The organism is Flavobacterium erciyesense, assembly GCF_018069925.1.
Taxonomy (GTDB): domain Bacteria; phylum Bacteroidota; class Bacteroidia; order Flavobacteriales; family Flavobacteriaceae; genus Flavobacterium; species Flavobacterium erciyesense.
Map to the genome: position 1 here is coordinate 309,646 of NZ_JAGPXB010000001.1, position 20,971 is coordinate 330,616.

Consider the following 20,971-nt stretch of genomic DNA (forward strand, 5'->3'; position numbering starts at 1 on the left):
TGGGGCATTTTTTATTTTGAATGGTACGACTTAATATTTACTCAGCTTTGCTTTAAGCATAAAATCCTCTGCTTTTTCTACCATGTTGTAGCTTCCGCAGAAAAAGGGAACGCGTTGGTGCAATTCTGTTGGCGTAATTTCCATAATTCGGCTAAATCCATCTGAAGCTTTTCCTCCTGCTTGCTCTACTATAAAAGCCATTGGATTACACTCATACAGCAAACGTAGTTTACCGTTTGGCGCTTTTGAACTGGTAGGATAAATATAAATTCCACCTTTAATCATATTTCTATGAATATCAGAAACTAAACTTCCGATGTATCTTGAAGTGTAAGGCCTGTCCTCTTCTTCGGTTTGACAATATTTTATATAATCTTTTACTCCTTGCGGAAAATGAATGTAGTTACCCTCATTGATTGAATAAATAGATCCATCTTTAGAAAACTGCATGTTAGGGTGCGACAAATAGAAAGTACCAATGGCAGGGTTTAAAGTAAAGCCATTAACGCCGTGTCCGGTAGTATAAACAAGCATAGTTGATGTACCATAAATTACATATCCTGCTGCTACCTGATTTATTCCTGGCTGTAAAAAATCTTCGATTGTTACTGGAGTTCCAATAGGAGTTACACGACGGTACACTGAAAAAATAGTTCCAACCGAAACATTCACATCGATATTAGAAGAGCCATCAAGTGGATCCATCAAAACCACATATTTGTTATTGTGGCTGTTATCGCTACCTTCTACAGTGATAAAATCATCGTTTTCTTCAGAGGCTATACCGCATACAATTTCACGGTTAATCAGCGTTTGAATAAAAACCTCATTGGCATAAACATCGAGTTTTTGCTGGTCTTCTCCTTGTATATTTTGCTCACCTGCAGCACCTACAATGTCAACCAATCCAGCTTTGTTAACTTTGTAATTGACAACTTTTGCTGCCAATCGAATTGAGTTGATAATTCGGGACAATTCTCCTGACGAATACTGAAAAGCATTTTGATTTTCAATAATAAATTCTCCTAGTGTTTTGTTGCGTTCTTCCATTACGAAATCGTTGTAGTTATTTTGAAGTCACAAATATCGTTTTTTTTGTGAAAATGAATTGAATAATACGCACTTAGTTTAGCTCTATTGTATATTTGCTGTAAAAAGTTCAATTTTGAGTACTCAGAAGCAGCATTTTTTGCGATAATCGAAGTTTATAATTAACTTTATTTCGAACTTGTTCGTGCAAACAAACACTCTAACAAGTAATCTTACAAACCAAAACCAAACTAAAGCAATCATGATCATACGACAAGGAACAGCAGCAGACATGGAGGCCGTTTTAGGACTCATCAAAGAATTGGCTATTTTTGAAAAAGAACCCGATGCAGTAAAAATTACTGTTGACGATTTAGTACGAGATGGTTTTGGAGCCAATCCGCTTTTTCATGTTTTTGTAGCCGAAATTACAAACACTACCCATGAAAAAGAAATCGTAGGTATTGCGCTCTGGTACTATCGTTTTTCAACTTGGAAAGGTAAAACCATTCACCTTGAAGATTTGGTAGTTAAAGAAAGTATGCGCGGCACCGGATTAGGTTCAGCATTGTACGCAGCCATTTTACAACAAGGAAAAAAAGATCAAGTACGACGAGTAGAATGGAATGTATTAGATTGGAATACACCTGCCATTGACTTTTATGAAAAATCAGGTGCTAAAGTATTACGCGATTGGCATGTGGTACAAATGGATGAGCAAGGAATTGCAACTTTTTGTGAAAATAGATAAAATAACAATTGCTATTTAGTTGTTACCACGCAACTAGATGCACAATACGATAATAAAATGAGAGTATTTAAATTTGGAGGTGCCTCTGTAAAAGACGCTGCAGGAATCAAAAACGTGCAGCATGTGTTACAAACCGTAGGTTATGAAGATGTGTTGCTAGTAGTATCAGCAATGGGAAAAACAACCAATGCGTTAGAATTGGTAATCAAACATTATTTTGATAAATCGGCTGAACTTAATGCTGCAGTGCAAGAAGTAAAAAAGTACCACAACCAAATTCTTTTAGATTTATTCGAAGATGAAAACAATGCAGTATTTACAGCCGTAAATGAGCAGTTTGCTGATTTAGAATATTTTTTAGCACACAACAAATCTCCCAATTATAATTTTGTGTACGATCAAGTGGTAAGTTATGGCGAATTAATTTCAACTACAATCTTAAGCCACTACATGAACTTTATGGGCATGGCTACACAATGGCTAGATGTACGTAATTTTGTAAAAACAGATGCTAATTACAGAGATGCTGAAGTGGATTGGGAATTAACGCAAGCCAACATTTCTAAAAATGTAAAACGCAAAACCCTTAACATAACGCAAGGATTTTTGGGGTCTGATCCAAACAATTTCACTACTACTCTAGGCCGTGAGGGATCTGATTATACCGCGGCTATTTTTGCTTATTGCTTAAATGCTGAAAGTGTAACCATTTGGAAAGACGTTCCGGGAGTTATGAACGCCGATCCGCGTTATTTTGAAAATGCAAGTTTGTTAAATCAAATTTCCTACCGTGAAGCCATCGAGTTAGCGTTTTATGGTGCTACAGTGATTCACCCAAAAACGTTACAACCTTTACAAAAAAAGGAAATTCCTTTGTATGTAAAATCATTTATCAATCCATTATTACAGGGTACGAGTGTTTCAAAAGGTGTCGATTTAGAGCCTTACCTTCCATGTTTTATCGTGAAAAGAAACCAATTGTTGATTTCGCTTTCATCAATTGATTTCTCATTTATCATGGAGGAGAATATCAGCGAAATTTTTGCCCTTTTCCATCAGTTTAAAATTAAAGTGAATTTGATTCAAAATTCAGCAATCAGTTTTTCTGTTTGTGTAGAAGATAAGTTTGACAACTTCAATGCTTTGAATGCCATTTTATCTAAAAAATTCAAAGTCGATTTTGAAGAAAACGTAACTTTGTATACCATCAGACATTTTAATGACAGCGCTGCGCAGACTGTGGAGGCAAACAAAACCGTTTTATTAAAACAAGTGAGCCGCGAAACCATGCAAGTAGTCACTAAAGAAGTTTAAAAACACCAATCATTCATACCAATGGGAATCAAATACTACAATTTTGATTCCCATTTTTTTTATTTTTCAAACAGTAAAATAACGCACTTCAACAAGGTTTAATTATCAATTATTATATACTACTTTTGATACTTTGGAGTTATCCTTATTTATGTGGAAAAAAATATTTTTTTGGATTATTCTATGCTATTGTTCTGGACTTCTGGCTCAGGAAAAAAGCACGCTCTACCAAACCAAAAAAATAGCTCCTACAAAAGACACCATTCGGCTTGAAAAAACCAGTATCAACTCCAGTTTTTTTAAAGTTTTAGATTCAAAAGGAAAAGCAATTGACAGTACTTTGTACCGTATTAATTTCTCAAAAAGCACATTGTTACTGCTTTCTGATGTTAATAATCTATCAGACTCTATCACGGTTGAGTACTTACAATATCCGGATTTTTTGACTAAAACATACACCATTTACGATCCCGGAAAAGTGGTGTCAAATGCAGCTGGACAAGCTACCTTATACAGTATAGCAGAGCCAAATCTTAAAAAAAACATTCCTTTTGACGGGCTGAGTACTTCTGGAAGTATAACACGAGGCGTCACGATTGGGAACAACCAAAATGCTGTTTTAAACTCGAATCTCGACCTACAAATCACCGGAAAATTATCCGATAAGGTAAGTATTAGAGCCTCACTACAGGACAGCAATATACCACTGCAAGATGGCGGTTACTCGCAACAACTCGACCAATTTGACACCGTATTTATGGAACTCTTTGGAAATAATTGGAGTGTTCGAGCGGGAGATTTATTTTTAGATAATAAAGCTTCACAGTTTTTAACCTTTAATAAAAAAGTACAAGGAATAGCTACGACCTTTAATTGGGAGCGAAAAAACAATAAGAGCAATGTATTTGCAGCAGCAGCACTTGTACGAGGACAATACGCCAAAAGTGACATCATAGGTCAGGAAGGAAACCAAGGTCCTTATAAATTACGAGGCCAAAATGGCGAGTTGTACGTGCTTATTGTATCAGGATCGGAGCGCGTGTACGTAAACGGTAATTTGCTGGAACGTGGCGAAAACAAAGATTATACGATTGATTACAATGCTGGAGAAATCATCTTTACACCATTGTTTACAATAACCTCTGAAATGCGGATTGCGATTGAATACCAATATACCGACCGGAATTACAGCCGATTTGTTACTTATGCTGGTGGAACACACGAATCTAAAAAGTGGCGATTTGGCGGGTATTTATACTCTGAAAACGATTTAAAAAACCAACCTGTTCAGCAAAACCTGTCGCAAGAACAAGTTCAAATTATTAAAAATGCAGGCGATGATACACGCCAAATGACCGCACCATCGGCTTTTTTGGATAGCTACAGCGACAATAAAGTACTCTACAAACAAATTCTGGTAGACGGTGTACTTGTTTACGAATATACCACAGATAAAGAAGGCGATTTGTATAATGTGCGTTTTTCTTTAGTAGGTGCCAATGCAGGAAATTACATTTTATCCAATACCAATACGATCAGCAGAGTTTTTGCGTACGTGGCACCAATTAATGGCATACCGCAAGGAAATTACGAACCAATCGTTCAATTAATTGCGCCTAATAAAGTTCAAGTTGCCAGTTTTGTGGGGCAATTTCATCCTACTGAAAAAACGAATATTGATGTTGAAATTGGAGTAAGCAATAACGATCAAAATTTATTTTCAGCGCTAGATGACGCCAATAATAAAGGACTAGCAGCTAAAATAAAAAGTAAGCAACGCCTGTTTTCGAAAGGTTGGAACATGGATGCAGTTGTCAATTACCAATTTATTGAAAGTACCTTTAAAACCGTAGAGCGATTGAACAACATTGAATTCAATCGCGATTGGAATTTAGAACCTTTAACTACAGGCAATCAAAGTTTGTTGGTCACCGGATTACAGCTACAAAAAAAACAAAATCCGAAATCCACTAGTATAGGAAATGCAAACTATCAACTAGAAAAATTAGATTTTGCTGGAAATTTTACTGGAAATCGTCATGTAGTAAATGGATTTTTGCAACATAAAAATTGGAATATTCGCCAACAAGGCAGTTACCTGCAAAGCGAGAGCAATATTTTAAGTTCATCTTTTTTACGTAACCAATCGCAAGTACGTTATAGATTCAAAAAAAACTGGATTAGTACCTCGTTACGACTTGAAAACAATAGCGAACGCAACAAAAACACACAACAACTTTCTGTTTTAAGTCAAAAATTTATTGAATACGGCGGACATATCGGTCGTGGAGACAGTACTAAAGTATTTTTTGAATTAGGATATTTAAAAAGAAAAAATGACAGTTTGCAAAACGGAATGGTACAACGCGTCAATCAATCAAACACCTTTGTTTTAAAATCGAGATTAATCCAAACAAAAACTAGTGATTTAAGTGTAGTTGCTAATTACAGAACACTTGATTTTGAAGCCAACAATCGAAAAAGAGAAAGCACTTTGAACTCTCGCCTCATCTACTCGGACCGATTTTTTAACTCGCTATTGTTGAGCAACACGGTGTACGAAACTACCTCCGGAAGCATTCCACAACAAGAATTTACCTATCTCGAAGTAGCCGTTGGTCAAGGTGTGTATACTTGGAACGATTATAACGGTAATGGGATTCAAGAACTACAAGAGTTTGAGATAGCACCATTTATCGATCAAGCCAAATTTATACGTGTGTTTTTACCCAACCGAATATTTATCAAAACGCATCAAAATAAATTTTCGCAAGCTCTAACTTTTAACCCTACGCAATGGCAAAACGAGAAAGGTTTTAAAAAATTTGCATCATATTTTTACAATCAAATTGCTTTTTTATTGGATCGTAAAATAAAAAATAACGGCTCTAATTTTGAATGGAACCCGTTTAGTCCTATTTCTGATGAAGTGTTAGGCTTAACCTCGAGTTTAAGAAATACGCTTTATTACAACCGCGGCAAGCAAAAACATTCTGTAACCTATACCTACTTACTTAACAAAACCAGAAGTTTGCTGTCAATTGGCTCTCAAGAGTCTGAAAACACCTCCCATCAACTGCAATACAACCACTTGTACCAAAAAAGTTGGCTTTTTGGTTTTTTTACCAAAACCATTCAAAACAAAGTTGACTCCGAAGATTTTATTGAGAAAAATTTCGCTGTTACGGGATATCAATTGGCTCCAAAAATCAGTTATTTATTTTCAAAAAGCACCAGTTGGGACCTGTTTTATGAGTATCAAAAAAAACAAAACCAAATAGGCAATGGTGAATTATTATCTCAAAATCGATTAGGAACTTCGTTCTCCTATGCCGGATCTAAAAAATTTACTTTTAATGGCGAATTATCATTGTACCAAAATAAATTTAACGGGAACGAATTTTCAGCCGTTGGTTTTCAAATGCTCGAGGGATTGCAAACAGGTCAAAACGTTACTTGGCGTGCTTTGCTACAAAAAAACATCACTTCATTCTTAGACATTAATTTGAATTATCAAGGTCGAAAAAGCGAGCGAAACGCGACTATTCATACCGGCAATGTACAACTAAGAGCATACTTTTAAATAAGTCTACAAGTAATCGATTGCTAATTACTTTTTTTTGTAATTTTAACAATACAAACATAAAACCTAGACCAATGAAAAAATCCATTTTATTATTGTTTGCCTTGCTTTTATCAGTAGTAAGTCATGCACAAACAGCAACCGAAGCCAAAAAGACAAAAAAGGCTGCAACTGAAAAAACAGCAAAGGCAAAAGAAAAAGTAACGAAAGCCAAAGCTGAGGCCGCTGAAGAAAAAGCCGCTACTGCAAAAGAAAAGTCAAAATCTGCAAAAGAGAAAACCACTGCAGCTAAAGAAAAGGCTACAAAAGCAAAAGCTGAGGCAGCCGAAGTAAAAGCGGAAAAATCTAGCGCTGCTAAAGAAAAAGCTACAGCTACAAAAGAGAAAGCAACAACTGCTAAAGAAAAAGCTACCAAAGCTAAAGCAGAAGTCGCTGAAGCAAAAGCAGAAAAAGCAAATGCCATTAAAGAAAAGGCAACTGCCAAAAAAGAAAAAACTGATACTGCTAAAGAAAAAGCAACCGCTGCAAAAGAAAAAATGACCAAATCAAAAGCAGATGCAGTAGCTTCAAAATCAGAAACTGTAAAAGAAAAAGCAACTACAACAAAAGCAAAAGCTACTAAAACAGTAAAAGAAACCAATGAAAAAGCGCCAAAAGTTGCCGATAAAGTAACTGGTGAATACAATGGCAAGAAAGTATACACAGGCCCAAGAGGTGGTAAGTACTATATTAATGCAAACGGAAACAAGACTTACATTCAAGATTAAATTATACAATATAGTAATAAAACGAAGGCTATCTTAAAACTGATAGCCTTCCTTTTTTTATCTTAAAAAGATTAGTAAAAAGCAAAAATAAGCAAAACGGTTAAAACCGTTGCTATGCAGGGTTTTATAAAACAGTAGTCTTAGTTTGGAACTCGGTGTCTGATAGGTTTTGGTCATGAAAATACAAAGTTAGGTTACTAATTCATTACCGATTTATAAAGCAACCTTTCGGCATAACTGATTATATTTCAGTGTTTTGCTCTATTTTTTATATTCCCTTGTAACTCAATGTAATTTAATTTTAAACATTAAACATTTGAGTTATGGAACAGACAAAAAAATCCACGTTCAAGCTACTTTTCTACTTAAAAAAGAACGAGCCGAAAAAGAATGGTAATGCTCCTATTATGGCACGCATTACCATTGATGGGACCCCTAAGACTTTGGGAACTAAGTTAGAAATCAACCTGAATAATTGGGATTTAAAGTACGGAAGAGTTGAAGGCAAGAGTGCAAAAGCACTAGGTATTAATCAAAAATTGGATAATATACGGGCACGTATCGATACCCTTTATGAAGATATGCTGAAACACGAGGGTTTTGTAACGGCACAAAAGCTGAAGCTTGCATTTCTCGGTGTTGGTGTTATGGAAGATTCCTTGCTGAAAGTATTTAAAAAGAACAATGACGATTTTGGGAAAATGGTAGTACAAGGAGAACGCTCCGAAAGTACCTACTACAAGTACAAAATTGTCTATAACCACGTTGCTGAATTTATCAAAAGCAGGTATCATCGTGATGACATGGCGTTCAGGGAATTGACGTGTGATTTTATCAGAGAGTTTGATTTCTTCCTTAGAATAGACAAAAAGTGCACACACAATACTGTTTGGGTATATACTATGCCACTCTATCGTGTTGCGGAAATAGCTGTCAAAAACGGTCTTATCAGGAAAAATCCTTTTGAAGATTATGAAATATCGATGAAGGAAAATGACCGTAGCTATTTACTTAAGGAAAACGTTGAATCCCTGTTATTACACAATCCTTCAAAACAAAATTATGAAATTGTAAAGGATCTTTTTGTATTCAGCTGTTTTACAGGACTATCTTATATAGATATTAAACAACTTAAAAGTACTAACATACAATCCTTTTTTGATGGTCACGATTGGATTATAAGCCGAAGACAAAAATCTGATGTTGCTTCTAATATAAGGCTTATGGAAATACCCAAACGAATTATTGAAAAATATAAAGGTACCACCCGAAATGATTCTATTTTTCCTGTTCCTACAAACAAAATTTGTAACAGCTATATAGACAAACTAATTCAAGAATTAGATATTGTTACAGAACAAAAAGTAACCTTTCACACAGCAAGGCACACATTTGGAACAATGTTTTTAACAGAGGGTGTACCACTAGAAAGCCTCAGCAAAATGATGGGACATAAAAATATTTCTACCACTCAAATCTATGCCAAGATTACCAGTCAGAAAATCAGCAAGGATATGGATTTGGTTTCTGATAAATTTAGGTCTATGGAAAATGCTTTTATGGAATCTATATGAGATATTATCTCAAGAAGCAGGATCATAGAATCCTGCTTCTTATTTACATTCATTCCTCCAATTTTGAACGCACTATTTTCTATATTTACAGTTGGGGATGATAAAAAGAATCTCCCAAGAATTCAGCAAAATTTCTATTAATATAAAATTTATCCTGTGGAAGAAATAGACCTTACCAAAATAAAATATTATCCCGACAGATTTTATATATGTCTTGATGGATTTGATATCCAAAATTTAACAACCTTCGTTACAGATCTTAATATTGGTCAACAACAGTCCATATTTATACACGAGTACTACCATTATCTAACTAACATAGCGACTCTTCCCGGAATCCGCCAGTTTGCCCTCAATTTTTGCGACAGATTTAAGGCAACGACAATCTTGACTGTGGCAGAAGGCTTGGATGCATTCCCGATAAATTCTAACACACACGAGAAGTCTAAGGAACTGGTGCAATATTGGAAAGGGGTTATTGATCTGCTTGAAGAGGATGATATTGACTATAAAGTTGTGGAAGAAACCGAAAAGTCTGCTAACAAGAAGTTTACTATAGCATCTGTGGAAAAAACAGTAAAACCAATGGAAGTCGTCATCGAAGGAAATGTGACAAATGGGGGCAGAAATTTGATAAACATTTCAATTAATGGCTTAATTGGCATTCAATCTTTCAATCTCACCTTTGGAGCAATTGACGAGTTTCTTAGTTCATCTATTGACGAATATCTATTTGAAAATGACCTATCAGATATAAATCCAAGTATGCTTAGCAACAGACCTTTTTATCCGTACTGTTTTTTTGATGAGCTACTTTCATTTTATGGCATACGAAGACCATCAGCATTTGAAAAGATTATTATAGCTTACTTTTCCCTAAACTCTCCAAACCCTCCAATTACCCTTATCAATATTCTCGAAAAACTTCAGGATGGCGGTTATGATGAATTTCAGAAGAATCCTGAAAATTTTCTTATGTCAAATTTTCTTGAAGCTTCCCAATATAATGAGGTTCTTGATTATATAAAATCATTCGCTGATCAGTGTTCTGATCAAGGAAGAGTCCACACCGCACAGGCGCTTTACTATTATTACGACAAATTTTATCTTGCTCAGAAATTAAAAGAAAAAGATTTCTTTTTCTTCATTAGGCCATTTTTTGTAACCGCAGAAGATACCTTGAAGATGAAACAGAGATTTCTACTTGCTCTTTCAAGAATTATCAACCTCTTTACCCCGCCATTAATACTGAAGGATAAGCAATTCTTTTATATTGATAAACTTACTTCATTTGGGGAGTCTACAGCTTTGATATTGGCTACATACGAAATTTTGGAAAGTGTTAAGACCAATCAGATTGCTAAAAGACCAGCACATCTTAAAGCTAAATATAGTTTCCCTGACCGAGATCCAGATTGTGACACATTCGAGCTTTTTACGCCTCCACCCATATATGGAACTGTGTTTCGATTGGCACTTAATGAAATAGGCTTGTATGGTACATATCTACAGGAGCTTGAAAAACGTAACAAGAATAAAGAAAATGACAGCACTAAGTAATATTTAACATGCATGACCCTATCAAAAAGACACCATTATATCCCGCAGTTTCTTATTAAGAGATTTGCTGATGAAGATAATATGCTTTATCTCTATGATAAAGAAAAAGGGGCTTTCGCAAAAGAAAGAAGAAGTCCCAAGTCTGTATTCTTTGAGATGAACCGGAATACCTGGTACTTTGACGGAATGCCAAACGATAATATGGAAAAACTTTATGCCGAACTTGATGAAAAGTTTTCAAAAGATCTTGTCGAAATAACACGTACAGGTATTATTACCGAAGAAGCCTTAACATCTATATTGGTAATGGCATCATCTATGAAATGGCGCTTGCCGGCAAATGATAATCTTTTTGACACCAAAGACAAGGAGTACCCATATGATAAACTTCCTGTAAACATAGTAATTAAAAAAGACGATGGTTCCGATCACACAGAAGCACTGGATCATCTATTGAATTCTGAATTGTTCAGGCATACCAAAAAATTAATATTCCCATTTCTCCCTTTCTATGACAATCTGAATATAAGTGAGGAAAGATTACTTCGAGTTCACCATAATAGTTATGTAAACTCTAATCCAAATATTAAATCGATTTTAGGAGATGTCCCCTTAATAGAAAGCGACAGTAATAATCTTGATGATTTTGGAAATTTTATCTTACCCCTAGGTAGTAATGATACCTTTATCTGTAATGATTCCCAAGTAAAACGTGTACAACATATCGCATTCTATGTAAATAAGGACCTGGCAATGTTTCATCAGGCACAGAAATATGTTGTGTGTAAGGATAAAGAACATCTTCAATCAATCATTGATGCTTACGCCCATCTTCAAACAATAGGACAAACAGAAATTATAAATCGTTATGTGTTCCAGTTTGTATAAGGGTGATTGTGTTATTTAAGGACGGAGCAAAAATGCTCCGTCTTTTTTTATGCTCATACTTAATCCTCAAAAGCACATTTATTCCTCCAGTGCCATCCAACACAATAAAAAAGCTTTAGCAGGATGTCTTAATAAACCATCCAGAAAAACTACCCAATCTTATCCCTCAACAAATGTTTTTTAGTATCGTTTACGTGGCTACCATAGCCACAATATTTTAAGATACTAAAACCCCATATTTATAAATTCTGCAAAATGTAATTGCAGGTTTTGTAATCACAAGGCCATTTACTCAATGCCTTTTTCACGTGCTTCCACATGATTTTTTATTCAAGAACCGGTATGCTGTTTTGTTCCATTTCAAGAGCAAAGGTATTTCCGTGTTCTTAACGCAGGAACAAGGTCGTGCCCTCTTGGTTTGCAAAAAAATCTCCACCCATTCGGGTCGTATTTTTTTGACAAAACCTTGTTCCTGCTAAACACTAACCTTTTTATGCTCGTGAAACGAAACAAAGCATACTCCGGCTCTTTAGACGAATAAAAAAAATGTCAGAAATGAAAAAATACAGCATTGGAAATGGCAAAAGAGTGAAACGAAACTTCAGCACCTCCTCTCATTGCCGAATAAATCAAGGAAAATTAAATCAGAACAAAATTAATAACGCAAAAAAGTAGAAATCATGAACATTACAGGAAGACTGACAAGAGATGCGGAAGTACGCACAACGTCACAAGACAAACAAGTAGTAAACTTTTCAGTAGCGACCAACGACAGCTACCGTACCAAACAAGGCGAGCGTGTAGAGCAAACAACCTATTTTGATTGCTCCTATTGGATAACCCCAAATGTAGCCAAGCTACTTACAAAAGGCACTTTGGTGGAACTATCGGGAAGAGTAAGTACAAGAGCGTGGACAGGCAATGACGGAGAGCCAAGAGCAGGACTAAATTTCCATACATCAAACATAAAATTACACGGAGGTAGCAAAAAATCGGAAACGGCACAAGCTACTACAGGCACAAACAATAATAAGACAGAAGACGACCTCCCATTTTAACAACGAGTATTCAATCATTTTTTAACATCAAATTTTAAGCATTATGGCACATAATATCAATTTCAACGAGAGAACAGGACGTTATTCATTTTTTAGCGTACAACAAAAAGCGTGGCACGGTTTGGGGCAAATCGTGGAGCAATACCCGACAAGCGAAGAAGCTATCAAGCACGCAGGGTTAGATTACGAAGTCGTAAAATCCCCACTGTTTACCAAAGGTTCGGGCATTATCGAAACTGCTAATGATATAGAGATAGGCAGTAGTGAATTGGAAGTACCCAACTATTTTGCCAACATACGTACCGATAACAATTCAGTATTAGGAGTAGTTGGCAAGGATTACCACATAGTACAAAATCGTGAAGCCTTTAATTTTTTTGATGCTATTGTAGGCGGTGGCGAGGGTATTCTCTATGAAACCGCAGGAGCATTAGGAAACGGAGAACGTATTTTTATCACAGCCAAATTGCCTGACTATATCCGTGTAGGTAATGGCGATGATGTTACGGAAAAGTACATTTTCCTAACCACTTCGCACGATGGTAGCGGAAGTATCACAGCCGCATTTACTCCTATCCGTATAGTTTGCCAAAACACCTTAAACGCTTCGTTACGCACTATGACCAATGTAGTCCGTATCAAACATACTTCGGGAGCAAAACAACGTATTGAGAATGCCCATAAGATTATGGGACTTGCCAATACATTGAGCAACCAATTAGAGGGCATTTTTAATGAGTGGGCAAAAGTAAAGGTAACAGACCAAGAGGTTAAAAAGCTAATCCAATTGGCACTTTGCCCGAATAAGGAAACCTTTGATTTGCTAAAAAAAGGTGCTATGGATGAAATTTCCACAGTGTTCAAAAATACCGTTGAGGATGCATTTGCATACGCAATGATAAGCGATACACAGCAAATGGACACAACAAAAGGCACTTTGTTCGGAGCGTATAATGCTGTTACAGGCTACTATCAGAACGTGAGAAATTACAAGAATGACGAAGCCAAATTACAAAGCATTGTATTGGGTGGTACTGCTCAACTCAAATCACAGAAAGCATTTGAATTGTGTAATGGTTTTGCTTTAGACGGTGCAGAAATCCTAAACCTTAATTAATTAACAACAGGCTACCGCCTTAAACGGTGGTAGCCTCATAAAGCTATGCAAGTAACAGATTTAAACGGTTGCCCCATTGAGATAACAAACCTTAAAGAAGCCATTAAAATGGCTAGGCAATACAAAGAATACCGCCACGAAGACAAAAGTTTTTCTGAGTTCGACAAAAGACAAAAAGCTTATTGGATAGATATGTACGAAAAACTGACAGTAATCAAAAAGCAATCTTCAACAATTAAAATTTCAGAACGATGAACACAAATTTTTTCAATCAGATACAGCAGTTGGACTTTACAGGAGTTTTACAACTGAACATTTCAAAAGGAATAGAAAGTAACCTAATTGTAACAGTATTGCTCAATAACGAACAATGCGGAGATAGTGCCAAAAACGGTATTCCCCCATTAACATTTAACGCCACGCCCCAAGAATTTGACGAGGGATTTTTTGAGCAGATAACCACACCTATACAAAAGGTATCGGGCTTAATGGTGGATATGGAAAAATTCCTAAAGCAATTGGAAGAAGTTAAAAAGCATTCCGCAATAGAAAAAGAAAAAGCCGACAGGCAGAAGAAAGAACAGGAAGCCAAAGACAAGAAGTTTAAAGATGCTATGGCAAAGGCTGACGAACTCGAAAAAGAGGGCAAATTCCGTGAAGCGTGGATGAAAGTACCCGATATAACAGAGTTTCCCGAAAAAGCGGACGAGATACGAAAACGCAAAACATCATTATCCGACAAGTTTGCCACACCGAGCCTTTTCGGAGCAATGGAAGAAGCAACACCCGAACCGCCAGAGGAAGCAGTTACTGGCGATTATCCTATTGATGAAGCGGACGAAGAAGAACAGTATTAATAATTAAAACGAGCAATATGTTATTAGCAACCCAATTAGAGCGAGTTTTCATACTCAAAGATAAAGGACAGGACATTAGACTGACCGACCCCGAACCACGTTGGAGCGTGGAAGCCGTAATGAATTTTTACGCTAATATGTACCCGATTTTGACAACAGCAAAAGCATCTGCACCGCAAATTAAAGATGATGCAGTAGAATACAAATTTGAGAGCGTAATGGGTACGAAAGGTTAAACCAAAATTATAAAACAATGAATTATGCAACGCAACATCATATCGGGAACTATCAGCATACCCGAACAGAAACGACAACGGCAATTGCACCGACAGTTGTGCGAGTTCGCCAATTGGCTACAAAGACCAAAAGATGCAAACCAAGTGCAGAAAGACAAGCAGAAATCCGTACCGATAGCAATGCTACCAATGGTATTCTAAAGTGTACGTTTCTGCCAAAACTGAAAACAGCACAATCCGTACAGGCTTGTCAGAAAACGGAGAGGGATTTTTACAATTCCCTTTCCAAACTTGCCGAGCATTACAGCATTGAACCAATGCAGACCAAGGATTTTGAGTTTCCATACAATATAACATTGGCTATGTGGGATATGGAAACCAAAGTAAAACATACCAATATCAATTGGGATAGTTTCAAATTGGTACAGGACAGTAAGAAAATCTACTTCACAAGTGAGGAACGATACAATACAGGTACAACCCTTTATTATATTCCTATAGCACCACTTTATCGGATGCTAAAAGACCCGAAGCGTAAAAAGACTGCACAGCTTTTAATATCAGTATGTAGTTATCTGTACCATATTGCCGATGTGCCGTATTACAGGCAGGAAGAAAGTTATCTGTATTGGCTGTACGAAATGATGAACGATTGGGTAGAACAGGACGAGGAAACGGACGAAACAGAAACATATAGAAGTGAGTTGAGAAATACCGAATACATTGGCGATAAAATAGAACAAAAGCTATTTAACCGTAGCAATCTAAAGGTATTTGAACAGCGTTTGAACCGATTTAAAAGCGTTGATATGTTCGACAGGGAATGCCATAAGGTGTCTTGCAATGCGTTTGCCCTTATTACAGAATATCCGAACGCAAGCATTTTCCGAAACGCACCATTGTCCGAACAAGACCCTTATGATGATTACGAAAACGAAGCAATCGGAATGGAAAAGTACATTTCATTTATTGCAGATACCAAAGGTTGGTTATACGGAAGCCTTTCCGATACCATCAACAATGAATTTAACGAGTACGGAGCAATGGAAGAACCAACCATTTCCAAGCGATTTGACGGAAGTGAAATACCAACAACAAATCTCGATTTTGAGAACCGCTTGTTTGCCTTATTGGATGACCTCTGCACAATATTAGACGACTATAAAACAACAGAAAAATGAACAACGTTAACGATATCACCGAAAATTTTGGCACATTGTACCACCCAAAATCCGCTTTGGTTTTCTATGAAACTATAGGCACAAATACCGATCTGTACGTGGAGCATTTTGATATGGACAGCAACGGAATGCCTATCAATGCCCACCCACTAACGGTAAAAGAAGCCAATATTTTAGCAAAGTCCTTACAGACCGATGAAGAAAAGAACCAAGCCTTTTTAAAACCGAAGGGAATATTGCCTACAAATATCCTGCATATCAATCCGAATGCTGAAAAATGTACGGTACTTTGGTACACCAAAGCACAGCAACGGAAACTGTATTTTGTGGATAGTTTGGGCATACCCAACGGAAAAGCACAAGTACCGCCAATGCTTTGGTTGGCGAGCAAAAGCAGTCTTACCGTATTTGCTTTGGCAAATGACAGAAGACCCACCGAGAAAACGCTATTGCATTATGCACCTTTTTTCAATATCTACGAAAAGGGCAATGTATGTATGGGTACGGTGAGTATTGACATTAAAAATTCGGCTTCGGTTGAGGAATTTATACAGGCGTGGGAACATTATTTTTTCAATTCTTATTTCAGTCATTCATTATGCGAAAACTTAACGAAAAAAAATATTGTAACCCTTTGGAAAGACCTTATCAATACGGATAAACCCTTTCCTAAAGAGGTATTGAAAAAGAATAATAAAACCCTTAAAAATATATTGTGATGAATACAGAAAAAACAGCAGTTCATTTTACGGACAACTATTTACTCAATCCTACCAACCCGATTTCGGTAAACCTCATCGGAGCAGGTGGTACAGGCTCAAAAGTATTGACCGCCTTAATGGAAATAAATGAGAGTTTGATAGCATTGGAACACGCAGGGTTGCAAGTCCGCCTTTGGGATGATGATGTTATCACGAGTGCCAATTTGGGCAGACAGCGTTTTGCAGAAAGTGAAACAGGATTATACAAATCCGTTGCTTTAATCAATCGTTGCAACCGTTGGGCAGGTACAAATTGGAAAGCCAAAACGGTAAAATTTGAAAAAGACAATTTTGGCAGATTGCCCGAACAAGCAAGGGCAATCATTACCATTACTTGTGTGGACAATGTACAGGCGAGGTTTGGCGTTGCTGAAATTCTTAAAGAAATAAGTTACCGCAGACACTACCAAGATGAGCCGAAGTATTGGTTGGATTTTGGCAACAGCCAAGATACAGGACAAGTGCTACTATCTACTATCGGAGAGATAAAGCAACCCAATTCCGAGAAATACCAAATGGTGGCAAGCCTGCCATTTGTTACCGATGAATTTGGCGAATTGCTGAAGCAATCCGAACAAGAAGACAACACGCCAAGTTGCTCCCTTGCCGAAGCATTGGAATACCAGGACTTGTTTATCAATTCCTCATTGACACAAATGGGTTGTTCTTTGCTGTGGAACTTATTCCGCAGAGGAATGACCGAATACAAGGGATTTTTTCATAATCTGAAAGATTTCCGTACCCACCCGATAAAAGTCGCCTGACCCGAAAAATCGGGCGGGCAAAAATGCAATTCCTCACTTTGGTCGGAAACGCATTTTTGCATTTAGAATAGGTGCAACCCCCTTGTCAAAATGCACCACTACACAATTCCCTTTCCTTACATTTTACCAAACAGGTTGCGAGTTTTTGCTTGGGATATTTAGTATCCCATTTGTTGTATTTAGCACTGACTTCTTTTCTTTTCACACAGCGACCAAAGAAAAGAAGCAAAAGAACGTCGCATGATTAGATTTGATCGTCACATTAAAAATTGCGCCATATTATTTTTTAAATTTGACTATATCCTAAATAAAATAGACAATATGGAAAAAGCAGAAAAAATAAAGCAATTATTATTAAATCAATTTGAACAGGATTTATTTGAAGCTTCACTTGCTAGCCTAAATGATCGAACAAACAAACTTCGCTTTAATAATTTTGCATACTCTATAAGGGAGTTATCACGACATTTTTTATATAACCTTGCACCTGAAGAACGTGTGAAAAATTGTGTTTGGTTTAGTCCCGAAACTACTGACGGAAAGCCTACAAGAAACCAAAGGATTAAATACGCAGTTCAAGGTGGAATAGAAGACGCTTTATTAGATAGCTGGGGATTTGATGTTGACGAACTTAAAGACATGATAAAGGAGGTAAAAGAAACAATCAATACTTTAAGCAAGTACACTCATATTAATCCTGAGGTGTTCGATATTAGCGATTCTGAAGTTGAGCGTATGAGCCAAGATGTACTTAACTCCTTCATTGCTTTAGTAGAAACAATTGAGAACTATCGTGAAGATCTTAAACAATTCCTTGATGGACATATTGAAGAGCATATGATATCATCCGTTGTAACTAATTTTTTTGAGAATGTTGATCGGCTCGCACCTCATCATTCATTGGAATATAGTGAGGTGTCAGAATATCATATTTCAGAAATTAATGAATATGAAATTGTAGTGGAAGTCTTTGGAGATTTACATGTGATTCTTGAATATGGATCTAATAGAGAAAGACGTGAAGGTGATGGATTAGACTTGCCAGAAACATTTCCTTTTGAAACGAAGATACGCTATCAAATCGATGATGATTTTCCATCCACTAAGTTTGAGGTTGATGATTACGATGTAGATACTTCAAGCTGGTATGGAGATGATGAAGATGAAATATAGTCTTAAGCGTTGAAAATCAATTTCTTAAAATCCATAGTATCACTACCAACAAGAAGATAACTTGAAAACCCTATATTTAAAATTGCCTTTCCTACTTTCTCATCATCAATATCACTATGGGCAATCAGTTTTATGGTTGGATATTTTGTCCTCAATTCTTGAAGCTGTGTCAGCACATTCTTGTCGTAAAAATCAAGGTCAATAATGCAAACATAGGGAAGTTCATTCAATGAAAACAATTGCGATAGTCCATCTTCAATGCTTTCCGAACGAAATAAGACTTCAGTTCCTGAAGCGACAAGGTCTTGGCAGATACCATTTAAAATAGGGCTTTTGTCGTTGATAAATGCGAGAGTGATTTTTTGTTGTGCTGTACCAGTTTCCATAATATTGTCAGATTTTGAGTTAATGGAGTTTCCTGCACAAAAAAGAAAGCGCAGGCAACTACACTTACCGCACATTGAGGTACTGGTATACCCGACAACGAATAAGCGAGCGCCCACGCCTATGGCATGAGCGTTCTTCCTTATCGTCCCGTTGTCTAAAAATTACCAGTTTTCAATGTGGGACTTAAAGTAAAAACACTTTAAGATTCTATATTTTATATAGCAAATATACTAAACTCATTCCTTTTTGAACAGATATAAGATACAAAAGGTTACCGTAAGCCTGTTTTATTGACTATATAATTCTGTTCCAAGATAGTCAGGATATCACTTTCCTTGTAGATGATCTTTCCGCCAATCTGTATAAATGGCAATATATTATCATCACGGTACTGCTGTAAAGTCCGTTTGCTGATATGCAATAACCGGCACAGATCTTCGCCCGATAAGTAAATCTCTCCATTCATTACAGGACGATAGTTTTTCAATATTTCTTCAATGCGGCCTCTTAACTTCATTATCATTTCCTGATGAGTAATGATTTCTTCATTTTCATTCGTCAATAAATCCATTTTCAGTAGTATTGTACGGCTGTCCGGCTTCGAGCAAAGCCTGTATGTCCGAAAGTTTGTAATAATTCTTGCGGTTCAGTTTGGAATAAGGTAATAAGCCTTTGTCCTTGTAGGTTTGCAAGGTCCGTTTGGTAATGTTCATCATCAAACACACTTCCTGGTTATCGAGCCACTTTTCTTCTTTGAAAATCGGTGTGTATTTTTTCGTTGCGTTTTCGGTCATTTTCAAAAGTTCCTTCAACTCATTTTTCATTCCGTCCAATGCGGATTTTTGTATTGCGATAACTTCCATAGTTTGCTTGTTTTTTCCGTGGAAGTCTAAATTAAAGAGGCTTAATGCAGTGTTGGGAGTTGTGGTATTGATTGGCTTTGAAAGGAAGTGTTTGGCTTAAAAATAGGATTCAATTTTGTTTACAATGCGTTTTATTTAATCAGCCCCAATTGTTTAGCAATGTCCATTGTCATTTTGCTAAATGGTCTTTTATGGATATCTTTTTCTTTGGTATAATTACCTACAATTACTCTATCAAAATCATTTTGACTTAATGATAATTTTGAAAAGCTCTTTTGAAGAATATCTTTGAAACTCTCATTATAAATTTGGTTCTTGACAATCAATTCTGCTATAATATCCTTTTGAGTATCGTGAATTTCTTTTATACTGAACATATTTTGTAGCGATTGATGACCAGCTACTGTTGTAGAGACATCATTAAATAGAATTTCAATACTTTCAGCATCTTTCGTCACTAAATAATCACATTCGGAAGACTTAGTGATTTTAAAGTTATAATCGGATTTTGATAGTTTTGATGTGATATCTGTATAAAGAAAAAAATTGATTGGTGTAGAACTTTTTCTTTTGTTACAAGAAGCACAACAGGGATATAAATTAAATAACGAAATGCTCAAAAACGGAAAATCACTTTTAGGATAGTGGTGGTCAACTTCGAGTCTTGCGTCAATTTCGTTGTTCTTTTTAGTGATAACAACAGTTAATTGAGAATTACAATAAACACAAGATTTTATTCCAATCTTCCTAAAATATTTTGGATAAAATTTATCTCGGCAATTTGTATAGTTAAGGGCATTTTGAATAAAATGAGTTAGTTGTTTTTTCATGGGCTTGAGTACTCCATTAACCGTCTCAAAACGGGAATTTGTAGGTAATGGCCCAACTATTCCTTTGATAACTTCTATTTCTAAAGGGCTTTTTGTTAAAAATGAAATATCTTGAAATTGAGTAATGATGTTGTTAAGGTAAGTTTGTTCAGCTTGATCAAATATGTTTGCGTTAATTGCCTGAAGTTTTTGCAGTGCAGAACTTCTTTGTTCTTCTATTTCTACTTTAAAAAATTCTTGAACACTTTTTGCTTTATTTATATGTAACGAAATCATGA

At 36.2% G+C, this 20,971-nt stretch carries 21 protein-coding genes; 16 read left to right on the top strand and 5 right to left on the bottom strand.

Annotated elements, in window-relative coordinates; all coding sequences use genetic code 11:
- Positions 1-30 precede the first annotated feature (30 nt).
- Entirely contained in the window at positions 31-1,050 is a 1,020-nt protein-coding gene (gene fbp, locus KBJ98_RS01340) for a class 1 fructose-bisphosphatase (protein ID WP_210787958.1), read from the bottom strand.
- 241 nt (positions 1,051-1,291) lie between these two features.
- Between fbp and KBJ98_RS01345 the strand changes: the two genes are divergently transcribed.
- The 16 genes from KBJ98_RS01345 to KBJ98_RS01420 all read left to right on the top strand — a co-directional run bounded on the left by KBJ98_RS01345 (position 1,292) and on the right by KBJ98_RS01420 (position 18,613).
- On the top strand, positions 1,292-1,780 hold the full coding sequence (locus tag KBJ98_RS01345; RefSeq protein ID WP_210787959.1) for a GNAT family N-acetyltransferase: 489 nt from the start codon (positions 1,292-1,294) through the stop codon (positions 1,778-1,780).
- 57 nt (positions 1,781-1,837) lie between these two features.
- Positions 1,838-3,094 carry an aspartate kinase gene (locus tag KBJ98_RS01350; RefSeq protein WP_210787960.1) on the top strand — a complete coding sequence of 419 codons (1,257 nt, stop codon included), beginning with the start codon at positions 1,838-1,840 and terminating at the stop codon, positions 3,092-3,094.
- 151 nt (positions 3,095-3,245) lie between these two features.
- A complete protein-coding gene (locus KBJ98_RS01355; RefSeq protein WP_210787961.1) occupies positions 3,246-6,677 on the top strand; it encodes a hypothetical protein in 3,432 nt (1,143 codons plus the stop codon).
- A 74-nt stretch (positions 6,678-6,751) separates the two neighbouring features.
- Complete coding sequence (locus KBJ98_RS01360; protein WP_210787962.1) at positions 6,752-7,444, top strand: hypothetical protein; 693 nt, start codon at positions 6,752-6,754, stop codon at positions 7,442-7,444.
- Positions 7,445-7,767: 323 nt separating this feature from the next.
- Positions 7,768-9,018, top strand: a complete 1,251-nt coding sequence (locus KBJ98_RS01365; RefSeq protein WP_191180561.1) for a site-specific integrase — start codon at positions 7,768-7,770, stop codon at positions 9,016-9,018.
- Between the two features lie 156 nt (positions 9,019-9,174).
- Entirely contained in the window at positions 9,175-10,578 is a 1,404-nt protein-coding gene (locus KBJ98_RS01370; RefSeq protein ID WP_191180560.1) for a hypothetical protein, read from the top strand.
- Between the two features lie 12 nt (positions 10,579-10,590).
- Positions 10,591-11,466, top strand: a complete 876-nt coding sequence (locus KBJ98_RS01375; protein ID WP_191180559.1) for a DUF4238 domain-containing protein — start codon at positions 10,591-10,593, stop codon at positions 11,464-11,466.
- 680 nt (positions 11,467-12,146) lie between these two features.
- Positions 12,147-12,524, top strand: coding sequence for a single-stranded DNA-binding protein (locus KBJ98_RS01380; RefSeq protein WP_191180558.1), 378 nt, complete (start codon positions 12,147-12,149; stop codon positions 12,522-12,524).
- Between the two features lie 43 nt (positions 12,525-12,567).
- The gene (locus KBJ98_RS01385; protein ID WP_191180557.1) at positions 12,568-13,641 is read left to right on the top strand and encodes a DUF932 domain-containing protein; all 1,074 of its coding nucleotides are present in this window, start codon (positions 12,568-12,570) and stop codon (positions 13,639-13,641) included.
- Between the two features lie 45 nt (positions 13,642-13,686).
- Complete coding sequence (locus KBJ98_RS01390; protein WP_112376282.1) at positions 13,687-13,896, top strand: hypothetical protein; 210 nt, start codon at positions 13,687-13,689, stop codon at positions 13,894-13,896.
- Positions 13,893-14,498, top strand: a complete 606-nt coding sequence (locus KBJ98_RS01395) for a PRTRC system protein E (protein WP_191180556.1) — start codon at positions 13,893-13,895, stop codon at positions 14,496-14,498. The genes KBJ98_RS01390 and KBJ98_RS01395 overlap by 4 nt, the downstream gene beginning before the upstream one ends.
- A gap of 17 nt (positions 14,499-14,515) precedes the next feature.
- Complete coding sequence (locus tag KBJ98_RS01400) at positions 14,516-14,734, top strand: PRTRC system protein C (RefSeq protein ID WP_002978317.1); 219 nt, start codon at positions 14,516-14,518, stop codon at positions 14,732-14,734.
- 17 nt (positions 14,735-14,751) lie between these two features.
- Complete coding sequence (locus tag KBJ98_RS01405) at positions 14,752-15,915, top strand: hypothetical protein (RefSeq protein ID WP_191180555.1); 1,164 nt, start codon at positions 14,752-14,754, stop codon at positions 15,913-15,915.
- Positions 15,912-16,634, top strand: coding sequence for a PRTRC system protein B (locus tag KBJ98_RS01410; protein ID WP_191180554.1), 723 nt, complete (start codon positions 15,912-15,914; stop codon positions 16,632-16,634). The genes KBJ98_RS01405 and KBJ98_RS01410 overlap by 4 nt, the downstream gene beginning before the upstream one ends.
- On the top strand, positions 16,634-17,440 hold the full coding sequence (locus KBJ98_RS01415; RefSeq protein ID WP_191180553.1) for a PRTRC system ThiF family protein: 807 nt from the start codon (positions 16,634-16,636) through the stop codon (positions 17,438-17,440). The genes KBJ98_RS01410 and KBJ98_RS01415 overlap by 1 nt, the downstream gene beginning before the upstream one ends.
- Before the next feature lie 321 nt (positions 17,441-17,761).
- Complete coding sequence (locus tag KBJ98_RS01420) at positions 17,762-18,613, top strand: pPIWI-associating nuclease domain-containing protein (RefSeq protein ID WP_191180552.1); 852 nt, start codon at positions 17,762-17,764, stop codon at positions 18,611-18,613.
- Between the two features lie 2 nt (positions 18,614-18,615).
- Here the strand turns inward: KBJ98_RS01420 and KBJ98_RS01425 are convergent, their stop codons facing one another.
- From KBJ98_RS01425 to KBJ98_RS01440, 4 genes are all read right to left on the bottom strand, one after another.
- Complete coding sequence (locus KBJ98_RS01425) at positions 18,616-18,999, bottom strand: response regulator transcription factor (protein WP_191180551.1); 384 nt, start codon at positions 18,997-18,999, stop codon at positions 18,616-18,618.
- A gap of 272 nt (positions 19,000-19,271) precedes the next feature.
- On the bottom strand, positions 19,272-19,571 hold the full coding sequence (locus KBJ98_RS01430; protein ID WP_191180550.1) for a helix-turn-helix domain-containing protein: 300 nt from the start codon (positions 19,569-19,571) through the stop codon (positions 19,272-19,274).
- A complete protein-coding gene (locus tag KBJ98_RS01435) occupies positions 19,552-19,863 on the bottom strand; it encodes a helix-turn-helix domain-containing protein (protein WP_078702670.1) in 312 nt (103 codons plus the stop codon). Before KBJ98_RS01435 ends, KBJ98_RS01430 begins: the two co-directional genes overlap by 20 nt.
- Positions 19,864-19,994: 131 nt before the next feature.
- Positions 19,995-20,969 carry an HNH endonuclease gene (locus KBJ98_RS01440; RefSeq protein ID WP_191180549.1) on the bottom strand — a complete coding sequence of 325 codons (975 nt, stop codon included), beginning with the start codon at positions 20,967-20,969 and terminating at the stop codon, positions 19,995-19,997.
- Positions 20,970-20,971 lie beyond the last annotated feature (2 nt).

Coding starts and splice junctions, on each gene's coding strand:
- fbp (WP_210787958.1), bottom strand. CDS start 1,050: ATGGAAGAACGCAACAAAACACTAGGAGAATTTATTATTGAAAATCAA.
- KBJ98_RS01345 (WP_210787959.1), top strand. CDS start 1,292: ATGATCATACGACAAGGAACAGCAGCAGACATGGAGGCCGTTTTAGGA.
- KBJ98_RS01350 (WP_210787960.1), top strand. CDS start 1,838: ATGAGAGTATTTAAATTTGGAGGTGCCTCTGTAAAAGACGCTGCAGGA.
- KBJ98_RS01355 (WP_210787961.1), top strand. CDS start 3,246: ATGTGGAAAAAAATATTTTTTTGGATTATTCTATGCTATTGTTCTGGA.
- KBJ98_RS01360 (WP_210787962.1), top strand. CDS start 6,752: ATGAAAAAATCCATTTTATTATTGTTTGCCTTGCTTTTATCAGTAGTA.
- KBJ98_RS01365 (WP_191180561.1), top strand. CDS start 7,768: ATGGAACAGACAAAAAAATCCACGTTCAAGCTACTTTTCTACTTAAAA.
- KBJ98_RS01375 (WP_191180559.1), top strand. CDS start 10,591: ATGACCCTATCAAAAAGACACCATTATATCCCGCAGTTTCTTATTAAG.
- KBJ98_RS01380 (WP_191180558.1), top strand. CDS start 12,147: ATGAACATTACAGGAAGACTGACAAGAGATGCGGAAGTACGCACAACG.
- KBJ98_RS01385 (WP_191180557.1), top strand. CDS start 12,568: ATGGCACATAATATCAATTTCAACGAGAGAACAGGACGTTATTCATTT.
- KBJ98_RS01390 (WP_112376282.1), top strand. CDS start 13,687: ATGCAAGTAACAGATTTAAACGGTTGCCCCATTGAGATAACAAACCTT.
- KBJ98_RS01395 (WP_191180556.1), top strand. CDS start 13,893: ATGAACACAAATTTTTTCAATCAGATACAGCAGTTGGACTTTACAGGA.
- KBJ98_RS01400 (WP_002978317.1), top strand. CDS start 14,516: ATGTTATTAGCAACCCAATTAGAGCGAGTTTTCATACTCAAAGATAAA.
- KBJ98_RS01405 (WP_191180555.1), top strand. CDS start 14,752: ATGAATTATGCAACGCAACATCATATCGGGAACTATCAGCATACCCGA.
- KBJ98_RS01410 (WP_191180554.1), top strand. CDS start 15,912: ATGAACAACGTTAACGATATCACCGAAAATTTTGGCACATTGTACCAC.
- KBJ98_RS01415 (WP_191180553.1), top strand. CDS start 16,634: ATGAATACAGAAAAAACAGCAGTTCATTTTACGGACAACTATTTACTC.
- KBJ98_RS01420 (WP_191180552.1), top strand. CDS start 17,762: ATGGAAAAAGCAGAAAAAATAAAGCAATTATTATTAAATCAATTTGAA.
- KBJ98_RS01425 (WP_191180551.1), bottom strand. CDS start 18,999: ATGGAAACTGGTACAGCACAACAAAAAATCACTCTCGCATTTATCAAC.
- KBJ98_RS01430 (WP_191180550.1), bottom strand. CDS start 19,571: ATGGATTTATTGACGAATGAAAATGAAGAAATCATTACTCATCAGGAA.
- KBJ98_RS01435 (WP_078702670.1), bottom strand. CDS start 19,863: ATGGAAGTTATCGCAATACAAAAATCCGCATTGGACGGAATGAAAAAT.
- KBJ98_RS01440 (WP_191180549.1), bottom strand. CDS start 20,969: ATGATTTCGTTACATATAAATAAAGCAAAAAGTGTTCAAGAATTTTTT.